Genomic DNA, 23,971 nt, shown 5'->3' on the forward strand with positions numbered 1-23,971 from the left:
GTTCAGGCGGCGAGCGCGAGGGGGAGCGCGGCGGCGGTGAACGCCTCGGCCTGCTGCCAGGTGAGCGGGCGCAGGTCGAGCTGGGCGGCGACGGCGGCGGTCTCCACGACGGCGCAGGCCGAGCGCAGTTCGTCCTCGGTATCGGCGCTCACCGTCAGCAGGCCGGTCAGGGCGACATCGGCGTGGCCGGCGATGAGCTGGCGTTCGCGCTGCTTGACGTCCTGGTACTCGACCGTGTCGGCTTCGCTGTCGACCTGGCCCCGGCGGGCGCGCTCGGCCGAGTCCGCGATGATGCTGGCCTTCTTGCGCTGGACGTCGCGCATCGCCGCGTCCAGGCCCTTGGGCTCGTACGCCAGGGACAGGGTGCGCTGGACCCCGCCGCTGAAGAGCAGCTGGTGCAGGAACCCGGGGCTGGTTTCGGTGCGGGGCCAGTTCTCGACCCAGTAGGTGGCGTGGACGGCGGAGTCGGTGGCGATGTGGCCGGCCTTCTCGATCACAACCACGGGGCCGGCGGCGGCAGGGGCGGCCTCCGGGTGGCCGGAGGAGGACCAGCGATCCAGCCCGGTCAGGGACTTGGGGTCGTACGCGGTCCGCACCACGGCGGCGATCTCGGTGGCGGACAGCCAGCCTGCCGGATTGAGACCAGCGGTGCGGGCGGCCTGGTCGAAGGTGGCGGTCAGCTGGGCCAGCACCGAGAATCCCCCGGCCAGGCCGCCGCCGGCCTGGTTGATCAGCCGCCGGGCTGCCTTGAAGTCCAGCGAGATGGCGACGTATGCCTCGTGCGGTGCGGCGGCCGGTCCGGCGTTCTTGACTAGGTCGCCGTAGATCTCACCCGCGACCGGCGCGTCGGGGTTGCCCGTCTTCTCCCAGTAGCGCCGAAGCGCATCGCCCGAGGCCGGCATCGTGCGCTCGATCACCTGGATACGGGCGATGTGCCCGGTGCGGGCGAGCGCCGCCAGTGCCCGGCCCCACCCGCTGACGTTGGCGTTCTGCGCGGCGGGGTCGAGAAGTGCGTAGGCGCGGCTGCTGACCTTGACGATTGCGGTCAGAGTTCCGGCGCGCGGGTCGTGGACCGCGCCGTACCGGCGGTCGGGTGCGGTGACGACCCGAAGGCTGGCGGCGGTGCCGGGCAGGTGCAGCAGGCCCTCGCGCACGGGCCGCCGGGAGGGTCGGGCGAGCCAGATCAGCTGGCCGCGCATCCGTCGCAGCGCGTAACGGGTGACGATGGGCGCCCAGTCGGCCAGGGAGCGGCCACGGTGGCGAACGAGGACGAACAGGGCGACGGCGGCCCAGAACGGGATGAGTTCGAGTGCGCCGACCACGCCGCGCGTGAGGACGACAACGAGCAGGAGAAGACCGGCGAGGGAGGCGACGATCAGCTGAGCGGCGGTCAGGCCGAGCAGGACGCCGCGCTTGGAGCGGTGCGGGAACTTCACGGTGGCCGGGGAGGTATCAGACATCGGGGATCCAGGAGGTGCGAGCGGGCGGATGGGGGCGGCGGGCGCGGCGCTCTTCTGGAAGCCATGGCGGAACTCCAGTTCGGGGTAGGAGGGGCGGGCTGTGGCCGTGCGGTCAGCAGCCCGCCCCGAGGAGGTGGGCGGTCAGGACCCGGAGGGCGGCTGCTGGGGGAAAACCCAGCGCTGCGGGGCCGGCGAGCCCTGCGGCGACGGCCCGCCGACCGGCGGAACCGCAGGTCCGCTCGGTGCGGAACCTGAGGAGCCCGGAACGCGGGCGGTGGCATCCGAACGCCGGCTGACCGGTGCGCTCTGGCCGGCGGAGCCGCCTGATGCCGTGGCCTCACCCGATTCCGAGCCGGCATCGCCACCAGCGGCGGGTGCCCGGGTGATGAGTGCGGGGATGCCCGGACGCTGGACGAGTGCACGGCCCCGGTCGCCAGGGGCTGACGGGTCCTCGCCGAAGCGGAACTTGGTGGGCATGCTCGGCGGCCCGGCATCGATGCCTTCCTTGCTGAACCGCCCAGATGGGTCGATCCCGGAGGCGACACCATCCTGGCCCATGCCAGCAACCTGGGCAGGGCCCTGCGGTGCAGGCGTGCCGGTGCCCACCTGCATCACCAGGCTCGCCGCGGTCTTGGCTGCGCCTGCGGCGACCGCCATCCCGGCGACGCCGGAGCGGTGCAGGTCGTCGTGTCCGCCGTTGTCCGTCGCCCAATGCACGAACTTGTACGTCGCGTACGGGCAGAGGAGGACGAGGACCATCACGACGATGCCCGCCATCGCGTCCGAGAGGGCCGACATGCCGTCCTTGGCATCCGACTTGCCCATCGCGGAGACGCCGATCAGGAACACCACCGTCATCAGCAGCTTGCTGACCACCAGCGTGGCGGTGGCCTCGATCCAGCCGCGCCGCCAGCGCTTGGCGACCTCCCAGCCGCCGCCGCTTCCCGCGAAGACTGCGAGGGCGACCAGGATCAGGACGCCGACCTTGCGGGCCACCATCGTGCACCAGTAGAGGAAGGCGCCGATCGCACAGCCCAGGGCGACCAACGCCGGTACACCCCAGCCGAGTCCGTACATCGCGCCGAGTTCGTTCACCTTGACGACGCGGCGGATCGCGTCGTCCACGGACGTGTTGGCTGCTTGGAACAGGCCGTCGCTCAGGGCATCCACTACGGTGATCGCCACGCTGGTGAACGAGATCGCGCAGAACGAGAACAGGACGCCGGTCATGGTCCCGATGGCGGCCTGGGCGAGGGCGCGCTCGTCCCGGCGCCAGGCGGCGAACATCAGCTGGATGCAGAACGTACCGACGATGATCGACAGCCCGATGGGCAGCAGCAGAGCGTAGTTGTCGCGGAACCAGGGGGCATTGAGGTCGATGCCGGTGGTGGCGTTGACGGCCTCGGCGGCGAGGTCGGCCGCGCTGGAGGCAAGCTCACCCGCGGACTTGGCGATCCACGCGCCGATGCCGTCGGTGATCGACTTGCCGGGGTCGGAGACGAAGTTGATGCCGTCGACCACGTCGCAGACCTGGCTCATCAGGGGGATGTCACAGACACCCATGGGGGTACCTCCTTTCGGGAGCGGTGGTCAGGGGGCGACGGTCGGGAAGACGCCGGCGAGAGCGCAGTTCTGGGACGGGCGGCACTGCACGGCGAGCGTGGTCGAGCGGGCCTCGGCGCCGCCTGCGGGCGAGCCGTTCCAGCCGATCGACTGCCGACCCGAGACGGTGACGGCGTAGACGTACGCCTGCGTGATCGCCCCCGGGTCGGACTGCAGGACCTGGGTGAAGGAGGCCGGGAAGTGCGCCTCGTTCGCGGTTGCGGTCGCGTACTGGCCGTTGTCGGCCATCCGGCCCCATAGCACGGGTGAGGGGACCAGGGCGTCCACTGATGCGGTGTCCGCGTACTTGGCCTCTGGCGACATCCACTTGTGCAGCGCGGCCAGCAGCTCGGGCTGAGAGTAGGAGCGGGTTTCGTACGACCACAGCGCCGAAGCCGCCGCCTTGCCGAAGGCGATCGGATCGTGGGTGGCGGGCGGAACCGGCAGGGCCGCGCGGCCACCGGGCGAGGACGAAGCCGCCGGGGCGGACGGCTGGGCCGATGAGGAAGCGGGCGCGGAACTCACCGAACTGGGCGGAACCTTGGCGGGGGTCCTTCCGTCTCGGGTGAGGTAGGCGAGCAGGCCAGCGAGGGCGACGAGCGCCGCCAGTGCAGCGGTGCCGAGCAGCGCCCGGCGGCGCACGCGAGATGCGCCGCCGGGGTTGCCGCTACGGTCAGCGGCAAAGGAACGCTTCTGCATCAGTGGACCTGGCCACCGAGCGTCGAGAAGAAGGCCACGACGCCGTTCGCGGCGCCGAGCAGCAGGGCCGCGCCGGCACTGACGAGGACGCCCTTCTTGCCGTTGGCCTCGGCCTGGTGACCGCCCGAGTGGTGGCCCCAGGCCCAGACGCCGGCGCTCACCGCGAGCGCGCCCACGACGGCGATGATGCCGAACAGGTTGATCGAGCCCATCACCTGCTTGAGGACCGCGAGACCGGGGAGGCCGCCCTCGTTCGGCTGGATGCCCGGGTCGTAGGCGAGCTGGATGGCCTTGTCGGCGAGGAACATTGCGAACTCCAGTTCGATTCATTGCGCGCAGCAGCCCGGAATCGGGGAAGGGGACAGTGCGGCGGAGCGAGAAAGGGGGGAGGGGAGAAAAGCGCCGGTCAGACGACTCGGCGGGCCGCGAGAACCTGCGGCTTCCAATCGGCGAGGGTCGAGATCTTGACCACGTCGCCCGTGTGCGGGGCCTGAACCACAAGGCCCGAGCCGATGAACATGCCCACGTGCTCGGGGTGTTCGGCGGTGCCCTCGATGAACAGCAAGTCGCCGGGCTTGAGGGAGTCGACCGACACCGGCTGACCCTCGGTGACCTGCGTGTACGTCGTCCGGGTCAGCGTGACCCCGGCGGCCTTGTACGACGCCTGCATCAACGAGGAGCAGTCGCACCGCCCCATCGGGTCGGGCCCGTGCGGATCGTTGCAGTCACCGCCCCACTGATACGGCGTCCCCAGCTGGCCGAGCGCCCAGCGGATCGCGGTGCGCACCTGCGGCGGGGCATCGGCCGGGATGGCGTACCCGGCCGGCAGGGTGCCCGGTGGGATGGCGCCGAAGCCGGAACCGTCCCCACCGCTCGTACAGCCGCCGCCGCTTGGGGCCAGCGGCGGACTACCTCCACCGCCGGGACTGGGACTCGGCGTGGCGCCGGTCTTGGCGAGCAGCGGCTCGATCGACTTCTGCAGGGCGGTGGCCAGCGGCTCCCACTTGGCGTAGGCGTCCGGATAGCCCGAACCCTGCACCGCCTGGGCGGCCTGGGTAACCGTCATCGACTCCCAGCCCGACACCTGCTGGAGTGCCGAGTAGAACTCGGTGCTCGCGTGCACCGGGTCGAGGATCTGCTCCGCGGTGCCCCAGCCCTGGGAAGGCCGCTGCTGGAACAAGCCCAGACTGTCGCGGTCCCCGTAGGTGAGGTTCCGCAGGCCGCTCTCCTGCATCGTGGTCGCCAGCGCCACGATCTGCCCCCGGACCGGAATGTGCATCGCGACGCCGGTGGCCTGGATCGTCTTGGCGTTGGGCACCTGCTCGGCCGGGTTGTCCAGCCCCGGCACGGCAACGGTGGTCTTGTCGCTGCCGTCCAGAATCGCCTTCACCTGGGCGGCCACCGCCGAGGTATCCACAGCCTGTGCACCGCTATTGGAGCAGGACGTGGCGGCGGCGGCGGATCCGGCTGCCGCGACGAGGATCGGAACGGCCAGCAGCAGCGGGCCGGCAGCGGCAAGACCGACAATGGCTCCGGCGGTCTTCTTCATCGCCGCCGCCAACAGTCGCCGGCGTGAACGGCCTTGACCGGACGAAGGGTCGGGCACGGCGGCGGGTGTATCAGGGCATGCTGCATCGCAGCGGCTCCTCGCTGGTGGTAGGAGCGCGGTGCCGGCTTCTCGTGCAAAGCCGCCGGCACCACGCTGTTGTGAATCCGCCTCTCGGAGGCGGGCCCGGGTCAGGGGAGTTGGTAGCTCCGGACGCCGGTCTCGGGTCGTGCGCGGCAGCCAGCCGCGCTCGTAATCTCAGGCGGTGCACGGGGGTTCTCCTCGGATCGCGGAATCGGGTGTCGAATGTGCCGAGGGTGCACCGAAATTGGACGGAACGACATGAATCAGCACAGGCCAGCAGGGGTGGAGCTGGGCTCCGCCTCGGCGACATGGCCAGACATTAGACGCGGATTCCGGCCGCACCAAACGCCCCCGGAACAGGCCCAGGAAGCGGGCGGATGCCTCATTAGGTGCGGCCGGACATCACGGCTAACCTCCGGCGCATCCCCACTCCGAGCGGCTGCCCCCTCGGCGTCGTTCGAAGTGGGCCCAGTCCTGTCACGCCCTGAAAGAGGCCCCGCACATGAGCTACACCCTGCACCGAGGCGACGCCCTCACCGTGCTGACGTCCCTGCCCGACGAGAGCGTTGACGCGGTGATCACCGATCCGCCGTACAACTCCGGTGGACGCACCAGCTCCGAGCGCACCGCCCGCGACGCTCGCGCCAAGTACGTCACGAGCGGTTCCGCTCACGACCTTCAGACCTTCCCCGGCGAGAACCGCGACCAGCGCTCGTACCGCGCCTGGCTGACCGCCCTGCTGACCGAGGCGTACCGAGCCTCGAAGGAGCACTCCGTCGCGATGGTCTTCTCCGACTGGAGGCAGGAACCCACCACCTCGGACGCCCTGCAGATGGCCGGGTGGACCTGGGCTGGCACGATCCCGTGGATCAAGCCCGCCAGCCGCCCGCGCAAGGGCGGATTCAAGCAGTCCGCCGAGTTCATCACCTGGGGCGTCAAGGGAAGCCTCAACAAGAACAGGGAGATCTACCTCCCGGGCCACTTCATCGCCTCGCAGCCGCGCAAGGACCGAGTCCACATCACCCAGAAGCCGGTGGAGGTCATGCAGCAGCTCGTCCAGATCTGCCCCGAAGGCGGAACCATCCTCGACCCGTTCACCGGCTCCGGCTCGACCGGCGTCGCCGCGCTCAAGGAAGGCAGGAAGTTCGTCGGCGTCGAACTCTCCCCGCATTACGCCGAGGTCGCCGAACAGCGGCTGCGAGCCGAACTAACCCAGGACGACTTCGTCCTGGCCGGGCCCGAGGCGTGAGAACAAGGGCGGCCGGGGCCGACAGAGAGCAGACACGAAAGGGCGGCTGTCGCATCGAGTTACCGATGCGGCAGTCGCCCTTCGCCGTTGGTCATGCCGCGTCGAACGCCTGCTGGATCAGCGGCGTCGCCCGCTCCAAGTCGGCCGCCGATCTGATCCGCACCTCCAGGTCACCCGTCCCCAAGTGACCGATCCCGCGTACGTCGCGCGTGAAGCCCTCCTCCAGTGCGACGGTCCCCGGGTCGACACGCAGATAGACCATGATCGTCTGGCTGGACGGGCGGAACAGCACACACGCCAGGTTCCTCATCCGCCGGAACGCGATGTAATGGAGCTTCGCCTCCACCTCGACATCTCCCGACCGGGTCAGAGCCTCGCTCAACTCCTCGTAGAGAGCACGCAGCGGCGTCGGCGGCTCAGCCATGATCGTCTCCGTCGAGTTCGGGGCCCCCGCCGGACCTTCGCCAGCACGGTCGACCGCCGTCCGTGGTGCAGCCGGCGCGGCGTTGCCCGGGGCCGACTCCACCAGGAGCAGGCTCAGCAGGCCACCCTCGAAGACCCGGTATCGCACCAGGTCAATGCGCTGACCCATGAGGTGGATCGCGGTCCGGTCGTGCCGGAAGAAGTCGGCGGCGATGCAGACCACCCGCGGGTTGCGCCAGTCGATGCTCTCGGCTGCCTCGGCGCCCAGCTTCTCCTGCACGAGACCCTGGAACTCGTGGCGGCTGCTCTTGAGCCAGGACAGGTACGAGACCGCCTGCGTTACCACCCCGTGGTCGCTGCCCTTCTTGTACTCGATGATCACCGGGGTGCCGTTCTCGTCGAGCCCGAGCGAGTCGATCCGCCCCCGATGCCACGGCCCGGTGGGGTACTCCGACGCCACGAAGCGGATCCCGAGCATCGCCTCCGTGCTCGCTTCGACCCGGCGCTGTAGGTCCACCTCCAGCGCCACCGTCGAACCTTGCACCTCGGCATCGCGGCCGTCGGCGTCGAGCCGGAACAGCTTTAGGTCGGTCATCCGTGTCCCCTCCGTGCCCAGTACAGGAACACCAAGCGAAGAATGGAAGGTCGTATTCCCGATGGGTCGGGTTTCCGGCCAGGTCGCGCCAGACCTGCGTGAAAGGGGCGGCTGGGTCAACTACCACAATGTGGCGGCCGGACCAAATTGGCGATTCTCCGGATTATGGCCCTGCCCGCCAGCTGTGGTTCGCGCGACTCCGTCGTGCGGCGGGCCGAGCAATCGCATGGCCGCGCTCAGGCGGCGTTGACTCCGGAGAGAAGATGCGAAATAAGTCAGAGGTCGCCGTCGAGCCTGCGTTCTTGAATCTTCAGGCCGCAGCGAAGTACATGGGGGTATCGGTCAACACCTTGTACATCTGGCGCCACCGGCGGCAGGGGCCGCCGAGCTTTCGTATGGGGCCTGGCGGTCGAGTGGTGTACCGCCGTGAGCTCCTCGATGCCTGGTTGGCTGAGCAGGAGAAGGCGGACTCGCGATCGAACCCAGCACTCGACCCGCTGAAGGCGTCAGCTCAGCGGCGCTCTTCGCGCAAGTCCGGACGATAAAGCCGGTACTTGCCTGAGCTGGCCATACGCCCCTGCGGCACCACTGATTAGACGTTTGAAGTTCTCGGCTGCATCAGGAATTTCGTGCACGCCGAGGTCGTCTGTGTGTTGGACATGCCGCAGGGACGTTCCCTCGGCGCGCATTGCAATAACTGAAGGAGTTCGCAAGTGGCGGGGTACATAGAGGACAGGTGGCTCAAGAAGCGCCCCAACAAGGAGACGGGAAAGCGCGAACGAACCAACCTTTGGGGAAAGGGCGCTCGCTACCGCGTCAAGGGAATACCTGGCGTCCGAGACCGCTCGTTCGACACCGTTGCAGACGCCAAGGCGTGGCTGGCGGAAGCGCAGACCGATACGCGGCGCGGGGACTTCGTCGACACCCGGGACGGACAGATCTCGATGCGCGACTACGTCGAGAAGCACTGGTGGCCGGCGCAGACGCACCCTGCGCAGACGCTGGAGAGCATGCGCTACCGCATCTGGGGCCACATTCTTCCCTACCTTGGGGATCTCGCGCTGCGCGAGATCGGCGTCCCGGAGCTGCGGACGTGGTCTGCCGAGATCCAGCGGAAGATCGGCTCCGGCACGGCATACGTCACCTGGGTGTACCTGAAGGCGATCATGCAGGCCGCAGTTGAGGACAAGCGGCTGTTCCGCAACCCCTGCAAGGGGAACAGCTCGATCAAGCCGCCGAGGAAGCCCGAGCGGAAAGCGCGTGCCTGGGCACAAGAGCGCGTGAGTGGTGTCCGAACGGCGCTCCCCGACCGGTATCACGCGACGTTTGATCTCGGCATTGGATGCGGGCTACGCCAGGGTGAGGCGTTCGCGTTCAGCCTGGACGATGTGAACGGGGAGTCCATCCACGTCTCCCGCCAGATCCTGCGCTACAAGTCGCAGCTGTACTTCGGCCCGCCGAAGGGGCGGAAGGAGCGCGACGTGCCGTTGCCGCGCGCCCTCCGGAAGCGGCTGGAGGAGTACCGGACGAGGTTCCCCACGATCGAGGTCACCTTGCCGTGGCTTGACCCTGAGCTGCCGGATCTGCCACGGGACGAGTGCCGCAAGGTGACCGTATCGCTGCTGTCCACGACGAGGCAGGACACGGCAATCAACCGGGCGACCTGGAACACTCGCAACTGGAAGCCGGCACTCGCTGTCGCCGGTGTGATTCCGCCGCTCCCTGAGCCGACGGAGGGGGCGAAGCCGACCAGGGTCTGGGAGCCCAGCCGAGAGCACGGGTTCCATGTCCTGCGACACACGTACGCCTCGGTCATGCTGGAAGCTGGCGAGTCGATCGTCTCGCTGGCGCAGTGGCTCGGGCACTCGGATCCGGCCTTCACCCTTCGGACCTACACTCACTTCATGCCGGAGGCGGGAGCGCGCGGTCTTGCTGCTGTCGACAGCCGGCTTGCGGATCTCGGCTGAAAGTCCCTGAGAAGTCCCTGACGGGCCGGACGAGGCCCGCGGATCGCCCAACGTGCCTGGTCAGGGCATGATCATCGCCAACGCTGGCCTTTACCCGGCGTATAGGCCGACTCGTCCGCTGCTCAGCCAGGTGTTTGCGTCGAGGGCCCGACCGCGATCGTGCGGTCGGGCCCTCGACGGGTTGACGGGGAGTCAGGCGGGTCAACCGGTGACCGAGGCGTTGTAGCTGTCGATGGCGGGCTGGAGTTCCTTGCCGGCGTCGGTGAGGGCCTGCTGGGCGGTCTTGGAGCCGCTGATGGTCTGCTCGATGGCGGTCTCGACGCCCTTGCGGGCCTGCGGCATGACGCCGAGCAGGCAACCGGCGGTGGCCGGGGTGGGCTTGGTGGCCTTCAGCTGGTCGATCGCGGTCTGGAACTGCGGGAACTTGCCGACCCACTCCTTGTCCGCGGCGACGTCGAGCGCCTTGGTGTTGACCGGGAAGTAGCCGGTGCCGGTGTGCCAGGCGGCCTGCTGGGAGGGGGCGGTGGCGAACTTCTCGAACTCCCAGGCCGCGCGCTGCTGGGCGGTGGAGTGGCCGGGGCCGGAGATCCACAGCGAGGCGCCGCCGATCACCGGGCCGCCCTGGTCGGAGGCGGCGGTCTTCGGGAAGGCCGCGGTGCCGACGGTGAACTTGGCGGCCTCGGTGTAGCCGCGCAGCACACCCGTGGACTCCAGGTGCATCGCCACCGTGCCGGCCTTGAACGCGGCCTGGGCGTCCGCGGTCTGCCGGCCGGTGTTGGCCGCGTAGCCGCCCTTGACCAGGTCGGCCCACCACTGGACGATCTCGGCACCCTTCGCGGTGTCGAAGGTGGCCTTGGTGGCCTTGCCGGTACGGCCGTTGTCGCCGTCGCAGTACAGTGCGCCGGACTCGGCGAGCAGCTGCTCGACGAACCAGCCGTAGATCGCCGCGCCGAAGCCGTAGCGGACGGTCTGCCCGCTGCCGTCCTTCTTGGTCAGCTTCTTGGCGAGGTCGCCCAGTTCGGCCAGGTCGGTGGGCGCCTTGGCCGGGTCCAGGCCGGCCTCCTTGAAGGCGTCGGCGTTGAGGTAGAGCAGCGGCATCGAGGAGTTGAACGGCATCGACTGGAGCTTGCCGCCCACCGAGTAGTAGTTGCGGATGTTCGGCTGCAGGTCGTCGAGCGAGTAGCCGTCCTTGTCGGCGAAGGCCTGGGCCGCGACGGTCTGCTTGGAGTCGATCATGAACCGGGTGCCGATGTCGTACACCTGCACCAGCGCCGGCGTGGCCTTCTGCTGCACGGAGGCCTTGTACTTGGCGATCAGGTCGTCGTAGCTGCCCTGGAACAGCGGCTTGACCTCGATCTTGCCCTGGTGGGCGGCGTTGAACTGGTTGACCAGGGCGGTCAGCGCATCGGCGTTCTTGCCGGTCATCGAGTGCCAGAACTCGACGGTGGTCACCCCCGACGCCTGGTCGAGGGCGGAGGCGCCGGGAGCGGCGGAGTCGGTCGACGCGTTGCCGGAGCTGCTGGACGAACAACCGGTCAGGGCGAGACCGGAGACCAGCAGGGCGGCGAGCGCGCGGGCACTCTTCTTCACGGTTCTTCTCTCTTCTGCGAGGGTGAGGTACCGGGCGAGTCGGAGCCGGGCGTGCGGGGCGGGTCGTGCGGGGCGGGTCGGGTGGAGCCGAGGCGCCGTCAGCGGACCGCCCCGGCGGTGAGTCCGCGGACGATGAAGCGCTGGCCGAACACCACCAGCACGAGGGTGGGCAGCAGTGAGAGCACCACGCCCGCCAGGATCAGGCCGGGGTCGGCCATCTCGGAGTCGCGCAGCGAGGAGAGACCGATCTGCAGGGTCTGCATCTCTGAGGTGCGGGTGATGATCAGCGGCCAGAAGTACTGGTTCCACGCGGACAGGAACACGTAGATGGCGAGCGCGGCGAGGGCGGGCTTGTTGAGCGGGACGAGGATCCGCCACAGGAAGCGCCAGTGGCCCGCCCCGTCGATCCGGGCGGCGTCCCGCAGCTCGGCCGGGAACTGGCGGAAGGACTGCCGCAGCAGAAAGGTGCCGAAACCGGACGCCAGGAAGGGCAGCACCAGTCCGAAGTAGGTGTTGCCGAGTCCCCAGTCCGACAGCGTCAGGTAGTTGGGGATGATGATGGCTTCCCACGGCACCATCAGGGTGGCGAGGAACAGCCCGAACACCGCTGCCCGGCCCTTCAGCGGCAGGAACACGAAGGCGTACGCGGCGAGGATCGCGGTGAGCAGCTGGGCCGCGGTGATCACTGCGGCCACCAGGGCCGAGTTGGCGTACTGACGGATCAGTGGGATGGCGTGCACCGCGCCGGAGAAGTTCCGGCCGGTGAAGGAGTGCGGGACCAGGGCGGGCGGGTAGGTGGCGATCTCGTCGGGCTGCATGAAGGCGCCGGCGAACACGTAGTAGACCGGGAACGCGACGGTCAGCAGGGCCATCCCGAGCAGCAGGTAGACGGCGACGCGGGCGAGCGTGGCGCGGAGCGGCAGCGGACGGCGGGCCGAGCGGGTCGGCTCGGCCTGGGCGGGGGTGGTGTCGGCGATCGCGCTCATGCGTAGTGCACCTTCCGCTCCAGGAAGCCGAACTGGACGGCGGTGCAGCAGAGGACCACGACCATCAGCACCACGGCCTGCGCGCTCGCCATGCCGAAGTCGCTGGCACCGTAGGCGAAGGCCTTCTGGTAGACGGAGTAGACCAGGGTGCGGGTCGCGCCGTCCGGCCCGCCCTTGGTGAGGATGTGGATCTGCCCGAAGCTCTGCAGGGCGTTCACGGTGGAGACCACGATGAGGAAGAACAGGCTGGGCCCGAGCATCGGGATGGTGATCGACCGGGCCAGTCGGATCCCTGACGCACCGTCGAGCCGGGCGGCTTCGGTGATCTCGCCGGGGATCGAGCCGATGCCCGCGGAAAGCACCAGCACGTTGTAGCCGAGGTTCATCCAGATCGTGGATGCCGCGACCGAGAGCAGCGCGTACTTCGAATCGGTCAGCCACCCGACCGGATCGAGGCCGACCGTGGACAGCAGCCCGTTGAGCACCCCGCTCGCCGGGTTGTAGAAGACCGAGAAGACCACGGAGGCGCTGGCCACCGAGAAGGCGAACGGCAGCGCGAACGCGGAGCGCAGCAGCCGGACTCCGCGGATCCGGCTCTCCAGCAAGAGGACCAGCAGCAGCGCTCCGAGCACCCCAGGCACCACCGTGAACAGTACGAACAGGGCGGTGGTGACCAGGGTGTGCCGGAAGTCCGCCGACGCGAGCAGGTCGGTGTAGTGCTTCAGACCGACGTACTGCGACGGCGCGCCGAACAGGTCGTTGGCGTGGGTGCTCAGATAGAGGGTGCGGCCCAGGGGGTATGCGATGAAGAACCCGAAGACCGCGAGCGAGGGCAGCAGGAACGCCCAGGCGAGCCCCTGCTCCCCGAGGCGGCGACCCGGCAGGGGCGGCGGGCTTGGTGCGGTCGGCATGGTGCGCGTCAGCCTTTCGTGACGTCGGTTCAGCCAAACCGTGTCGCGCCCGAACGACACGACGGCGATGACCCGGTGAGCGGGGGGTGGCGCGTTCCTTACGCGTTCGCGTCACGCGTGGCGGGCCCCGGATGGTTACCCCTCGCCTGTCACTTCCGCACCTTCCGGCAACCGATGATTCGTCAGATCGCGGGGTTGGCCGGATGTTGGCGTTCTTCAGTTCTCAAGCAGCGGTTTTCGGTCGGAGCGTCCGTGCTCGGCCGGTCGTTGGCGGTCTGCCGGCCGGTCAGCGCAACAGTCGGCGTTCCTTGGCGATGGCCACCGCGCCGGAGCGGGTGTCGACGCCGAGCTTGGCGTAGATCCGGCCGAGGTGGGTCTTGACGGTGGCTTCACTGATGTAGAGGGCCTTGGCGATCTCCCTGTTGCCGAGCCCCTGGCCCAGCTGGTCGAGGATGTCCTGTTCCCGGTCGGTGAGTTGGGGCAGTGGTGAGCGCATCTGGGCCATCACCCGGGAGGCGATCGGCGGAGAGAGGGCCGGGCGCCCGGCCGCGGCGGAGCGGATCGCGGCGAACAGCTCCTCCGGACGCTCGGCCTTCAGCAGGTACCCGGTCGCCCCGGCGCCGATGGCCCGCGTGATGTCGGCGTCGGTGTCGAAGGTGGTCAGTACCAGGACATGGGTGGAGCCCGGCCCGGCGAGGATCCGGCGGGTGGCCTCCACCCCGTCGATCCCGCTGCCCAGCTGGAGATCCATCAGCACCACCTCGGGCTGCAGGCGGGCGGCGAGCGTCACCGCCTCCTCCCCGGTGCTGGCCTCGCCCACCACCTCGACGTCCGGATCGCTGGACAGCAGTGCCAGCAGCCCGGCCCGGACCATCGCGTGGTCGTCGCAGACGATCAGCCTGACCTTGTCGTTCATGAACCCTCCTGTCCTGACGGTGGCAACGGCGCGGCCGACCGGGCGGCCGGGCCCGGCAGGGTCAGCGGATCTCCAGCGGGATGGCGGCGGAGACCACCGTGCCCTCGCCCGGAGCGGACTCGATGGTGAGACTGCCGCCGAGCTGCCGGAGCCGCGCCCGCATGGCCGGCAGGCCGTGCCCGCGGTCGCCCCTGACTGCGCCCCCCGCCGGCTCGTGTGCCCAGGGGGCACCGCCGACCTGGGCGGCGCGTCCGGTGCGGCCGGGGACGAAGCCCCGGCCGTCGTCCGCGATGTCCAGTACGGCCTGGTCGCCCAGGTAGGACAGCGTGAGCGAGGCGGTGGTGGCGTGTGCGTGCTCTCGGACGTTCGCCAGCGCGCCTTGCGCGATCCGCAGCAGCGCGGACTGCGCGGCGGCCGGCATGGGTATCGGAGGGCCGTCCAGGTGGAAGCGCACGGGCAGGCCGCTCTCCGCGGCCTCCCGCTCGGCGAGCGCGCGCAGGGCCGCCTCCAGGGTGCCCTGCTCGGCGAGATCGGCCGGGGCGAGGTCGTGGACGAAACGGCGGGCCTCGGCGAGGTTGCGAGCGGCGATCGCCGCAGCCGTGCGGACGTGGCCGCGCGCCGCCTGCGGATCGTGCTCCCAGGTGCGGTCGGCCGCTTGCAGCAGCATCTGCTGGCTGGACAGCCCCTGGGCCAGGGTGTCGTGGATCTCCACCGAGAGCCGCTCCCGCTCCGCGAGGGCGCCCTCGCGCCGCTCGATCGCGGCCAGCTCCCGGCGGGTGCGGATGAGATCCATGATCAGCCGGCGCTGCCGGGCGCCTTGCCGCTGCATGTAGAGGAACACCGCGGTGGCCAGCGCTGCGATGGCGGGCGGCAGCAGCGGCAACGTCGGGTCGAAGCTGTCGGCCAGCTGCAGTTCGGCCCCCACCACCAGCAGCGTCAGCACCGTCACCAGCGGGATCGCGGCCCGCGGCGGCAGAGCGCGAAGCACCGTGTAGATCAGCGGGATGGCGCACCAGGCGAAGCTGGGGGCCATCACCACCAGCACCGCCCAGATCCCGAGCTCCCCGGCCAACCAGGCCGGTCGGCGCTCGGCCCGCCCGAGCAGGTGGCCGACAGCCAGCGCGAGGCTGAGCCCGATCACCCACGGGGTGAGCGCGCTGTGCAGATGATGCATCAGATAGCGCACCAGGGAGGTGCCGAGCAGCAGGAGGAAGACCAGCCGCATGACGACGGTCAGCCAGCCGGCGTCCGGATCGACCGGACGAGGCGTGGGTCGGCGTATGACGGCCACCTCCTCTCTCTGTGTCAGCCCCTGTGCATTGCTGCGCCGTACCCGGCGGGCAACGAGCACCCACCGGATGTGGCTACGCGGCGTCGTCGCGTGACCACCTGGAATCACGCCGAGTAGCGCCTGCATAGGGATATTGGCTCGGCGACGAGGCCCGCACATCCACCGATCGGTTGACACGGCTGTCGTCCATCATGCCCCTCCAGCCGAGCCGGTCCGACGATCCGCGGCGGCCCTCCGGCGGCGAAGTATTGAGTGCGAGGCCGGACCGCAGGAAGTCCGGCTCCGAACCGATCAGGAGCCGAAAGATGAAGAAGCTGAGCACCCGTACCCGCGTCGTCACCGGTGCCGTCGCGGTCGCCGCGGTCGGAGCCAGCGTGGTCGGTGCCGTGTCCGCCAACGCCGAGACCCCCCAGGCGCCCGCCGTGGCGAAGGTCGACACAGCCAAGAGCTACACGATGGAGACCTCGCACCTGACGGTCGAGGCGGCCACCAAGGCGGCGCAGGTCACCATCGACACCGCCGAGAAGGCCGGGCAGCACGTCTCCGTCGCGGTCGTGGACCGGAACGGGACCGTGATAGTCCAGCTGCGCGGCGACGGCGCCGGCCCGCAGTCCTTCGAGTCCGCCCAGCGGAAGGCCTTCACGGCCGTGTCCTGGAACGCGCCGACCTCCGAGCTGGCCAAGCGCCTCGCCCAGGCGCCGAACCTGAAGGACATCCCCGGCACGCTGTTCCTCGGCGGCGGCGCCCCGGTCCAGCTCAAGGGCGCCCCGATCGCGGGCATCGGCGTGGCCGGTGCGCCCAGCGGCGACCAGGACGAGCAGTTCGCCCAGGCCGGCGTCGCGGCCCTGGGCAAATGACGCACGCCGGAGGGCTACCGACTGACGTCCGACGGCGGATGCCTGACGGCCAGCACCTGAGGGCTGAGGTCTGATGCCTGAGGCCTGACGGCAGACCGCGGGCCCGCTCGATCGAGCGGGCCCGCGGAACCCCGGCACTCACGAAGAGCAGTACAGGAGGCGGAGATGGTGTGACGCGGCCGCGACTCAGTCGTGTCGGTAGATGCAGAGCGCCCAGATCACGAAGACGTCCAGCGCGATGACGACCAGCGACCACAGCGGGTAGTACGGCAGCGAGAGGAAGTTTCCGATCATGCTCAGCGAGACCAGGAAGATACCCGCGATCCGTGCCCAGGCCATGCCTCGGATCACGCAGATGCCGGTCAGCGCGACCAACAGGCCGATGACCAGATGGATCCAGCCCCAGGAGGTCAGGCTGAACTGGAAGACGTAGTTCGGAGTCCTGACGTAGACGTCGTCCTGAGCGATCGCCATGATCCCCGCGAACACCTCGAGGAGACCATTGATCATCATCACCACACCGGCGAACAGCACCATCCCGGTCACCCAGGTCTTGTTCCCGGACTGTGGCGCAGCACCGCGGGCACCGCTCGGGGTGGGCGCGGTCGGACCGACAGACGAGCTCATGGAACCTCCTTGGCCGAAGCTGGTCTTGTGTCGACCCTCGGACACCTCAGGGGCTCGGGCACTCGGGCGACTCCATTCGGGTGGTCTTCGGACCCACCGGGAAGTGCCGCGATGCCGGTCGGTACCGGATCGCCCGAAGGGCGCGCGCCTTGTTAACTGGTCACAGTGCCTGGGCGGGCACGAGGTGCACCGGACGCCACCCGGCCTCGCGACCGCCACCCGGACCCCGGACCGGGGAGCGAGGCGAGGAGGTGCGACTGCCATGGCCGACGGGATCTGGCACGACCTGCCCCAGCCGCTCCGCCAACTCCTGGACGGCACCACGGCCGGGATCGGTGTCCTGGACACCGACCTGCGCTACCTCTACGTCAACCCGGCCCTGGCCCGGATGAACGGCGTGCCCGCCGAACTCCACCTCGGCCTCACCATCGCCCAACTCCTCCCCGACATCGACGCCCGCGAGGAGGTGCTGCGTGCCGTGCTCGCCGACGGGCGGGCGCGCGAGGTCACCTCCAGCGGACACACCCAGGCCGCCTCGCCACCGCACCGCCGCTACTGGCACGGCGCCTACCACCGACTCGAAGCCGACGGCGTCCCGATCGGCCTGGTCGGGATCGTGCTGGAGGTCACCGCCTCCCGCCAGCAGCAGCACGAACTCGAACAGGCCAGGGCACGCCTCACCCTGCTCGACGCCGCCGCCACCCGGATCGGCACCACCCTCGACGTGGACACCACCTGCGGAGAGCTCGCCGACTTCCTGGTCGAGCACCTCGCCGACGCCGCCACCGTCGAGGTCCTCCCGCATCCCGACAGCACCCACGCCCGCCCCCGGACCGACGGCAGTCGCCGCCTGCGTCGCGCCGCCATGGCCGCCCACCCCGAACTCATCGACCAGGTCCGGCTGCTCGGTGACCGCGGGGAGTACGTCGACTACCAGCCCGGATCGGCGATCCCGCGCTGCCTCGCCTCCGGGCGGCCGATCATCGAGAACCTGCTCACCGACGAGGAGCTCAGCCGCTCCGCACCCAACGCCGACCGGGTCGCGCTCTACCGGGCGATCGGCATCCACTCCGGGATGATCATCCCGCTCACCGCGCGCGGTCACCGGATCGGCACCGTCACCCTGATGCGGGCCGGCGCCTCGCAGGGCTTCGGCCAGCACGACGCGGTCGCCGCCCAGGACCTCGCCCGGCGCGCCGCGATCAACCTCGACAACGCCCGGCGCTACAGCCGGGAGCACGCGGTCGCGGTCGACCTGCAACGCGCCATGCTCGCCGAACCGGGCAGCCCGCACCCGGACCTCGCGGTCGCTTTTCGCTACCGCCCGGCCGGGACGAGCGCCCTGATCGGCGGCGACTGGTACGAGACGGTGGCCCTTCCGGACGGCCGCACCGTCCTCTCCATCGGCGACGTCATGGGCCACGGCATCGAGGCGGCGGCTGACATGAGCCACTATCAGGCGATGCTGCGGGCGATGGCCCTGCTGGAGCCGAGTGCGGACCGGCTGCTGCAGCGGATGGACGGGCTGGCCTGCGAGGTGCACGACTACCGGCCGTCCACCTGCCTGGCGGTGTACGCCGATCCCGCCCGCGGCAGGTACAGCTTCGCCAGTGCCGGACATCTACCGCCCGCGGTGGTTCGGCCGGACGGCGCGGTGGCGCTGCTCCCGGTCGAGGCCGGCCCGCCGCTCGGCACCGGACTGGCCGGCTACCTGCCCAGCACGGTGGTCCTGCCACCCGGCCACACCCTGTTGCTCTTCACCGACGGCCTGGTCGAGCGCCGCGGCGAGGACATCGACGACTCCCTGGAGCGACTGACCGGACTGCGCCTCCCCGCCGGGGCCACCCCGGCCCAACTGCTCGACGCCGTCCTGGCCGGTGCACCGGCCCCCGCCGAGGACGACATCGCCCTGCTGGCGGCCGCCGCGGTCCGGCCCGAGCGCGGTGACGGTCGGTCAGGACGACCGCGCAGCACGGAGGTACTGACCGTCCTCAGCGGCGGACGGAGGCAGCCGATGGCCTGAGCAAAAGAAGGGCCGAGGGCCCGCAGGACGGCGGAGGACAGGCTTGATGCCTGACCGCTGCTGCCCGACCGCTCAGCCGTGGAGCAGGTGGAGGGCGAGGCTGCGGAGGCCGGCGAGTCGGGTGCGGTCCCAGCCGTGGTAGACGGCGTTGCTGCAGAGGACGACGTAGCGGCGGGAGTGCGGGGCGAGGAAGAGGCTGGTGCCGGTGAAGCCGTGGTGGTAGGTGACCGCGTCGTTCTCGGTGACCAGCCAGGCGAGGCCGCGGTGCAGGCCGGGTTCGACGGTGGTCTGCGGGTGGCGGCTCTGTTCGAACCAGGTGGGCAGTGGGCCGGGCGGTTTGAGGAGGTGTTCGGCGAAGGTGGCCAGGTCGGCCGCAGTGGAGAAGACGCCGGCGTGCCCGGCGACGCCGCCGAGGAGGGCGGCGCTGGGGTCGTGCGGGATGCCCCAGGTGCGGGGAGCGTCGGCCAGGCGCTGTTCGGTGGGCGCGATGCGCGGGTCGCGGGCGAGCGGGCCGTAGGTGGTGGAGGTCAGGCCGAGGTCGCGCCAAAGCCGGTCGGCGAGCAGGTGCAGCGGTTGGCCCAAGAGGGCCGGGAGGAGGAGTCCGAGCAGGATGAAGCCGCGGTCGATGTAACGGTGGTGGGTGCCCGGTTCGCTGACCAGGGGTTCGGCGCAGAGGTGCTCGATGAGCGGGCGTCCGGTGTGCTCGTAGCGGGCCAGACCGGTCTGCGGGTACAGGCCGGAGGTGTGGGTCAGCAGGTGGCGGACGGTCAGGTCGGCACCGGGTGAAGGGAGTTCGGGGCGAAGCGAGCGGAGCGGGGCGTCCAGGTCGAGGAGGCCGGTCCGGACCGCCTCGCCGACCAGCGGCCAGGTGGCGAGGACCTTGGTGAGCGAGGCGAGGTCGTAGCGGGTGTGCTCGTCGGGGGCGGCGGGGCCGCACTCCGGGGCCACCACGCCGCGGCTGACGACCTGTCGGCCGGTGCCGGACTGGCCGATGACCAGGACGCCGCCGGGGAACTGTCCCGCGTTGACGGCGGCGTCAAGGGCGGCGTCGAGGGCGGCGGCGGAATCGGCGGTCCAGGTGGAGACCGGGTGCTGCGGATCGGGTGACACGGCGTCCCTCTCGTCCGGAGTGGCGCGGGCCTTCGATCGGATTGTCACCCGAGGAGCGGTGCGGCAACCAGTGCCCGGGGTGGTGACCGGTGGTGGGACGTGAGGAAGCGACCCGGTGGCGTGCCGGGGCCGCTACCGGGGCCGCCGGTGCTTCCCGGCGGGCACCGGGCTGACTGAGGGTCAGTGCTGCTCGGTGGAGAGGGAGTCGAGGGCGGCCAGGGCCCGCTCGGCTTCCTCGGCGGGGACGAAGAGGTGATCGTGGTGGAAGCCGGCCACCACGTTGCAGCTGATGCCCTGGTCGGCGAGGCGGCCGGCGACGGCGGCGGTGAGGCCGACGGCGTCCAGGGCGGAGTGGATCTGCAGGGTGATCCAGGAGGCGACGAACTCGTAGCGCAGGCCGAGGGCGTCGGCCTCCTCCTGGGAGACCACGAAGGTGACGCCCTCGGGTTCGGCGACGGTGACCACCGGGCGGAGTCCGGCGGGGACCCTCGCCGGGAGGGTGCAGTACACGTAGCGGCCCGGGTGGAGGACCGGGCGCATGCCGGAGAGCAGCTTCTGAAGGTCGCGTTCGCCTGCCATGGCGTCACGGTAGTGGCTGATGGTGCGGGTGGTGGGGTGTTCGGCGCGGTTCGGGTGCTCCGTGTCGGGTGGATTCGGCGGGCACCGGCCCGGGGCTGACGGCGGGCGAGTATCGGAAAGGGGTTGTCGTTCGCGAGTTAGCGATATATCGTCGAGTTATCGAGATGCTTCGATAGGCGAAGCGTTCGTAAGCATGGAAAGCAGGTGTTCGTCATGCGGTTCGACAAGCGCAATGGCGGAGAAGGCCGACGTCGCTGGGCCGAGGCGGCCGGACGTTCGGGACGTGACGAGATGCCCGGGATGGGCGGCGAGGAGTTCGTGGTGCGGGCGGCGTTCGGGCCGTTCGGCGGGCAGGGGCGGCCGGGGCCGCCGTTCGGTCCGGGGTTCGGGGGGCACGGTCGCGGGTTCGGGGGCCACGGCGGCCGCGGTCACGGCGGTCGGCGTGGCGGCCGGGCGCGTCGCGGGGACGTGCGGGCTTCGCTGCTCGCGCTGCTGCGGGAGCGTCCGATGCACGGCTACGAGATGATCACCGAGATCGGTGAGCGCACCGGCGGGGCCTGGCGGCCCAGCCCTGGTTCGGTCTACCCGACCCTGCAGCTGCTGGAGGAGGAGGGGTTGATCCGCGCCAGCGAGGAGTCCGGAAAGAAGCTGTTCGAGCTCACCGAGCAGGGCCGCACCGAGGCCGAGCAGGCGTCCGCCTCGCCGTGGGACGAGGCCGGGCGACGGCACGACTGGGAGGCCGTCCAGGAGGTGGCCGCGGCGCTGGCCGCGGTGGACCACGCGGTGCGCCAGGTCATGATGACCGGCACCGAGGAGCAGCGTGCGAAGGGTCTGGCGGTGCTGGCCGAGGCGAAGAAGAAGCTGTACCTGATCCTGGCCGAGGAGGCGTGAGCCCGAGGGGGTGTGAGCCCGAAGCAGTGCCGGGCGGCATCCGACGCCCGGCACCCGGCGAGGGCCACCCGACCGCAGGCTGACGGCGGGTCAGCACGAGTCGCGAGGCGTGAGGCGCGAGGCGTGAAGCCGGTACGAGGTCGGCAGGCTGTCGGCTCGCGGTCAGCTGCTCGCCGCGGCGTCGTACTCGTAGCGCCAGCGCCAGCGGCCCTTGGGGCCGTACTCCTTGGCCCGGCGGTAGACCAGTGTGACGGCCGGCGTGTCGTCGTGGGCGGGGACGGGGACGCGGTAGACCTTCGGCACGTTGTGGAGCGGGCTCAGCAGGATCGGCAGGATCCGTCCGTCGAGCGGGCCCCCGATGAACTCGGTGTCGGCGCTTTTCACTTGTTCAGGGTATGCGGGGCGGAATCCGGCCGGACGGCGGGCGGCGCGCGGGTGTCCGTTGCGTCGGGATGTGTCCGTTCCGCCACGGCGATGTGGAGCCGGTGTGACGGGGCAGGCACCGCCCCCGGTCATGGAGAGGCCCTCGGGAGCCTTATCCTGCTCTGTACGCCCCCGGGCTTTCACCCGGGTCCGCGGTCCTGTACGGGCTGGATCGGGCGCGTCGAAGCGCGCCTGCCCGCCGAGCGCGACGCTCGCACTCGGTCGAGCGCGAGGCTCGCCTCCGTACCGTGGCCCCGGACGTCGGTCGGCCGGAGAACCCGGCGCCGGCTGACGGCGGACGCCCCCCGCGCGTGGTGCACCTCTTCGGGAAGCAGCGAGCGGCTTCGTGCGTTGGCGTCGGATGTTGCGTCGGTGGTGTGTCGTGCCGTACCTGGCACGACAACTCAGCAGGTACGGAAGGGGCCCGATGGAAGCCAGCAGCAGGTGGACGGCCTGGTGGCGGCGTGACCGGCGGCAGGACCGCCCGGCCACGGGTGGGGACGCGGCCGTGCGGCTGGATCTGCTGCTGGGAGCGGTCCGGGCGGGATTCCCGGTGGCGCCCGCCGCGCACCCGGCGGGGTACCGGTGTTCCTGTGACCGGGTGGGCTGTCCCGCGCCCGCCCAGCACCCGCTCTCCTTCGCCTGGCAGTCGCAGGCGACCACGGACGCCGAACAGTTGGCCCGGTGGCTCTCCCGCGACCCGCAGGCGAACTTCGTCACCGCCACCGGCCGGGCTCACGACGTGCTGGACGTCCCGGCCGAGGCCGGGCGCCTCGCGCTGGAGCGCCTCGAGGAGCAGGGTGTCGGCGGTCCGGTCGCCGCGGTCGGCGAGGACCGCTACCTGTTCTTCACCGCCACCCGCGGCACCCCGCAGGACGAGGACGAGTGGTGGACCAGCGCGCTGGACTCCACCCCCGACACCGTCTCCGAGCACCCCGGACTGCGCTGGCACTGCCGCGGCTCCTACACCCTGGTCCCGCCGGCCGCGCTGCCGGACGGCACCGAGGTGCGGTGGCTGCGCGGCCCCGACCAGCCGCTGCCGGACCCGCTGCGGGTGCTGGACGTGCTCACCGACGCCTGCACCGAGGTCGGCGCGGTCGCCCAGGAGCAGTGGCTGATCGGCTGACACCGAGGCCGAGGCCGACGCCGACGTCGAGCCCACGCCGAGCCCACGCACGAGCGCTCAACCGAACGGCCCGCCACCCCGTACTCGAGGGGATGGCGGGCCGTTCCGCGCGTGACGGGCCGTCAGGGCAGGGTGAGGATCTCCGCGCCGTCGGCGGTGACCACCAGGGTGTGCTCGAACTGGGCGGTGCGCTTGCGGTCCTTGGTGACCACGGTCCAGCCGTCCGGCCAGATCTCGTAGTCGTAGGTGCCCAGGGTGAGCATCGGCTCGATGGTGAAGGTCATCCCGGGCTTGATCACCTGGGTGGCCCGGTCGCTGTCGTAGTGCGGGACGATGAGGCCGGAGTGGAACGAGGTGTTGATGCCGTGGCCGGTGAAGTCGCGCACCACGCCGTAGTCGAAACGCTTGGCGTAGGACTCGATGACCCGGCCGATGACGTTGATCTGGCGGCCGGGCTTGACCGCCTTGATCGCCCGGTCGAGGGACTCCCGGGTGCGCTCGACCAGCAGGCGGGACTCCTCGTCGACGTCGCCGACCAGGTACGTGGCGTTCAGGTCGCCGTGCACGCCGTGGATGAAGGCGGTGGCGTCGATGTTGACGATGTCGCCGTCCTGCAGCACGGTCGAGTCCGGGATGCCGTGGCAGATCACCTCGTTGATCGAGGTGCAGATCGACTTGGGGAAGCCCCGGTAGCCGAGGTCGGACGGGTAGGCGCCGTGGTCGCACATGTAGGCGTGGGCGACCGCGTCCAGTTCGTCGGTGGTGACCCCGGGGGCGATCAGCTTGGCCGCCTCCGCCATGGCCTGGGCGGCGATCCGGCCGGCGATCCGCATCTTCTCGACGGTCTCGGCGGTCTGCACCTCCGGCCCGGTGTACGGGGTCGGCGCGGGCTTGCCGACGTACTCCGGACGCGCGATGTGCGCGGGGACCTTGCGGGTGGGGGACTGCGTGCCGGGTACCAGAGCCATGACCGTGAGTGTATCCGCCACCACCCGCCCGCCCCGGCCGTGTGTACG

Annotated in this window: 23 protein-coding genes; 7 read left to right on the top strand and 16 right to left on the bottom strand. The window is 70.5% G+C overall.

What is annotated here, in order from left to right; genetic code table 11:
* Positions 1-2: 2 nt before the first annotated feature.
* From ACWD4U_RS01895 to ACWD4U_RS01915, 5 genes are all read right to left on the bottom strand, one after another.
* Entirely contained in the window at positions 3-1,460 is a 1,458-nt protein-coding gene (locus tag ACWD4U_RS01895; RefSeq protein WP_363449456.1) for an SCO6880 family protein, read from the bottom strand.
* Positions 1,461-1,601: 141 nt separating this feature from the next.
* Positions 1,602-3,023 carry an SCO6881 family protein gene (locus ACWD4U_RS01900; protein ID WP_363449458.1) on the bottom strand — a complete coding sequence of 474 codons (1,422 nt, stop codon included), beginning with the start codon at positions 3,021-3,023 and terminating at the stop codon, positions 1,602-1,604.
* Positions 3,024-3,050: 27 nt separating this feature from the next.
* Positions 3,051-3,761: a hypothetical protein gene (locus ACWD4U_RS01905; RefSeq protein WP_363449460.1), complete on the bottom strand. Its 711-nt coding sequence runs from the start codon at positions 3,759-3,761 to the stop codon at positions 3,051-3,053.
* Positions 3,761-4,069, bottom strand: a complete 309-nt coding sequence (locus ACWD4U_RS01910) for a DUF6112 family protein (RefSeq protein ID WP_153463742.1) — start codon at positions 4,067-4,069, stop codon at positions 3,761-3,763. Before ACWD4U_RS01910 ends, ACWD4U_RS01905 begins: the two co-directional genes overlap by 1 nt.
* 98 nt (positions 4,070-4,167) lie before the next feature.
* A complete protein-coding gene (locus tag ACWD4U_RS01915; RefSeq protein ID WP_363449463.1) occupies positions 4,168-5,310 on the bottom strand; it encodes a C40 family peptidase in 1,143 nt (380 codons plus the stop codon).
* Positions 5,311-5,893: 583 nt separating this feature from the next.
* Between ACWD4U_RS01915 and ACWD4U_RS01920 the strand changes: the two genes are divergently transcribed.
* Positions 5,894-6,640 (top strand): DNA-methyltransferase, encoded by a 747-nt coding sequence (locus ACWD4U_RS01920; RefSeq protein WP_363449465.1) that lies wholly within the window; start codon positions 5,894-5,896, stop codon positions 6,638-6,640.
* Positions 6,641-6,731: 91 nt separating this feature from the next.
* Here ACWD4U_RS01920 and ACWD4U_RS01925 read toward each other — a convergent pair whose 3' ends face one another.
* Positions 6,732-7,658: a DUF5655 domain-containing protein gene (locus ACWD4U_RS01925; protein WP_363449467.1), complete on the bottom strand. Its 927-nt coding sequence runs from the start codon at positions 7,656-7,658 to the stop codon at positions 6,732-6,734.
* A gap of 263 nt (positions 7,659-7,921) precedes the next feature.
* On the opposite strand from ACWD4U_RS01925, the gene ACWD4U_RS01930 reads away from it, so the two are divergent.
* Both ACWD4U_RS01930 and ACWD4U_RS01935 read left to right on the top strand, forming a co-directional pair.
* Positions 7,922-8,203 (top strand): helix-turn-helix transcriptional regulator, encoded by a 282-nt coding sequence (locus ACWD4U_RS01930; protein WP_363449469.1) that lies wholly within the window; start codon positions 7,922-7,924, stop codon positions 8,201-8,203.
* A 168-nt stretch (positions 8,204-8,371) separates the two neighbouring features.
* The gene (locus ACWD4U_RS01935) at positions 8,372-9,625 is read left to right on the top strand and encodes a tyrosine-type recombinase/integrase (protein ID WP_363449471.1); all 1,254 of its coding nucleotides are present in this window, start codon (positions 8,372-8,374) and stop codon (positions 9,623-9,625) included.
* A gap of 201 nt (positions 9,626-9,826) precedes the next feature.
* Here the strand turns inward: ACWD4U_RS01935 and ACWD4U_RS01940 are convergent, their stop codons facing one another.
* The 5 genes from ACWD4U_RS01940 to ACWD4U_RS01960 form a co-directional block, all read right to left on the bottom strand.
* A complete protein-coding gene (locus ACWD4U_RS01940; protein ID WP_363449473.1) occupies positions 9,827-11,215 on the bottom strand; it encodes an ABC transporter substrate-binding protein in 1,389 nt (462 codons plus the stop codon).
* A 98-nt stretch (positions 11,216-11,313) separates the two neighbouring features.
* Positions 11,314-12,201: a carbohydrate ABC transporter permease gene (locus ACWD4U_RS01945; protein WP_363449475.1), complete on the bottom strand. Its 888-nt coding sequence runs from the start codon at positions 12,199-12,201 to the stop codon at positions 11,314-11,316.
* Complete coding sequence (locus ACWD4U_RS01950) at positions 12,198-13,112, bottom strand: carbohydrate ABC transporter permease (RefSeq protein ID WP_363449477.1); 915 nt, start codon at positions 13,110-13,112, stop codon at positions 12,198-12,200. Before ACWD4U_RS01950 ends, ACWD4U_RS01945 begins: the two co-directional genes overlap by 4 nt.
* 286 nt (positions 13,113-13,398) lie before the next feature.
* The gene (locus tag ACWD4U_RS01955) at positions 13,399-14,028 is read right to left on the bottom strand and encodes a response regulator transcription factor (RefSeq protein ID WP_363449479.1); all 630 of its coding nucleotides are present in this window, start codon (positions 14,026-14,028) and stop codon (positions 13,399-13,401) included.
* Between the two features lie 61 nt (positions 14,029-14,089).
* On the bottom strand, positions 14,090-15,253 hold the full coding sequence (locus tag ACWD4U_RS01960) for a sensor histidine kinase (RefSeq protein ID WP_363449819.1): 1,164 nt from the start codon (positions 15,251-15,253) through the stop codon (positions 14,090-14,092).
* Between the two features lie 371 nt (positions 15,254-15,624).
* Here ACWD4U_RS01960 and ACWD4U_RS01965 point away from each other — a divergent pair, with 371 nt between their 5' ends.
* The gene (locus ACWD4U_RS01965; protein WP_363449481.1) at positions 15,625-16,176 is read left to right on the top strand and encodes a GlcG/HbpS family heme-binding protein; all 552 of its coding nucleotides are present in this window, start codon (positions 15,625-15,627) and stop codon (positions 16,174-16,176) included.
* Positions 16,177-16,362: 186 nt separating this feature from the next.
* Here ACWD4U_RS01965 and ACWD4U_RS01970 read toward each other — a convergent pair whose 3' ends face one another.
* Complete coding sequence (locus tag ACWD4U_RS01970; protein ID WP_363449483.1) at positions 16,363-16,803, bottom strand: DUF7144 family membrane protein; 441 nt, start codon at positions 16,801-16,803, stop codon at positions 16,363-16,365.
* A 262-nt stretch (positions 16,804-17,065) separates the two neighbouring features.
* Between ACWD4U_RS01970 and ACWD4U_RS01975 the strand changes: the two genes are divergently transcribed.
* On the top strand, positions 17,066-18,826 hold the full coding sequence (locus tag ACWD4U_RS01975) for a SpoIIE family protein phosphatase (RefSeq protein ID WP_363449485.1): 1,761 nt from the start codon (positions 17,066-17,068) through the stop codon (positions 18,824-18,826).
* Between the two features lie 72 nt (positions 18,827-18,898).
* Here the strand turns inward: ACWD4U_RS01975 and ACWD4U_RS01980 are convergent, their stop codons facing one another.
* Together ACWD4U_RS01980 and ACWD4U_RS01985 are read right to left on the bottom strand one after the other, a co-directional pair.
* Positions 18,899-19,936 (bottom strand): serine hydrolase domain-containing protein, encoded by a 1,038-nt coding sequence (locus ACWD4U_RS01980; protein ID WP_363449487.1) that lies wholly within the window; start codon positions 19,934-19,936, stop codon positions 18,899-18,901.
* A 180-nt stretch (positions 19,937-20,116) separates the two neighbouring features.
* Positions 20,117-20,515: an ACT domain-containing protein gene (locus tag ACWD4U_RS01985; protein WP_363449489.1), complete on the bottom strand. Its 399-nt coding sequence runs from the start codon at positions 20,513-20,515 to the stop codon at positions 20,117-20,119.
* Positions 20,516-20,728: 213 nt separating this feature from the next.
* Here ACWD4U_RS01985 and ACWD4U_RS01990 point away from each other — a divergent pair, with 213 nt between their 5' ends.
* Positions 20,729-21,406 carry a PadR family transcriptional regulator gene (locus ACWD4U_RS01990; RefSeq protein WP_449787071.1) on the top strand — a complete coding sequence of 226 codons (678 nt, stop codon included), beginning with the start codon at positions 20,729-20,731 and terminating at the stop codon, positions 21,404-21,406.
* Positions 21,407-21,568: 162 nt separating this feature from the next.
* Here the strand turns inward: ACWD4U_RS01990 and ACWD4U_RS01995 are convergent, their stop codons facing one another.
* Positions 21,569-21,790, bottom strand: coding sequence for a hypothetical protein (locus ACWD4U_RS01995; RefSeq protein WP_363449491.1), 222 nt, complete (start codon positions 21,788-21,790; stop codon positions 21,569-21,571).
* A 466-nt stretch (positions 21,791-22,256) separates the two neighbouring features.
* Between ACWD4U_RS01995 and ACWD4U_RS02000 the strand changes: the two genes are divergently transcribed.
* On the top strand, positions 22,257-22,955 hold the full coding sequence (locus tag ACWD4U_RS02000) for a bifunctional DNA primase/polymerase (RefSeq protein ID WP_363449493.1): 699 nt from the start codon (positions 22,257-22,259) through the stop codon (positions 22,953-22,955).
* A gap of 122 nt (positions 22,956-23,077) precedes the next feature.
* Here the strand turns inward: ACWD4U_RS02000 and map are convergent, their stop codons facing one another.
* A complete protein-coding gene (map, locus tag ACWD4U_RS02005) occupies positions 23,078-23,923 on the bottom strand; it encodes a type I methionyl aminopeptidase (protein ID WP_363449495.1) in 846 nt (281 codons plus the stop codon).
* Between the last annotated feature and the right edge of the window lie 48 nt (positions 23,924-23,971).

It is taken from the genome of Kitasatospora sp. NPDC002522, from assembly GCF_053595195.1.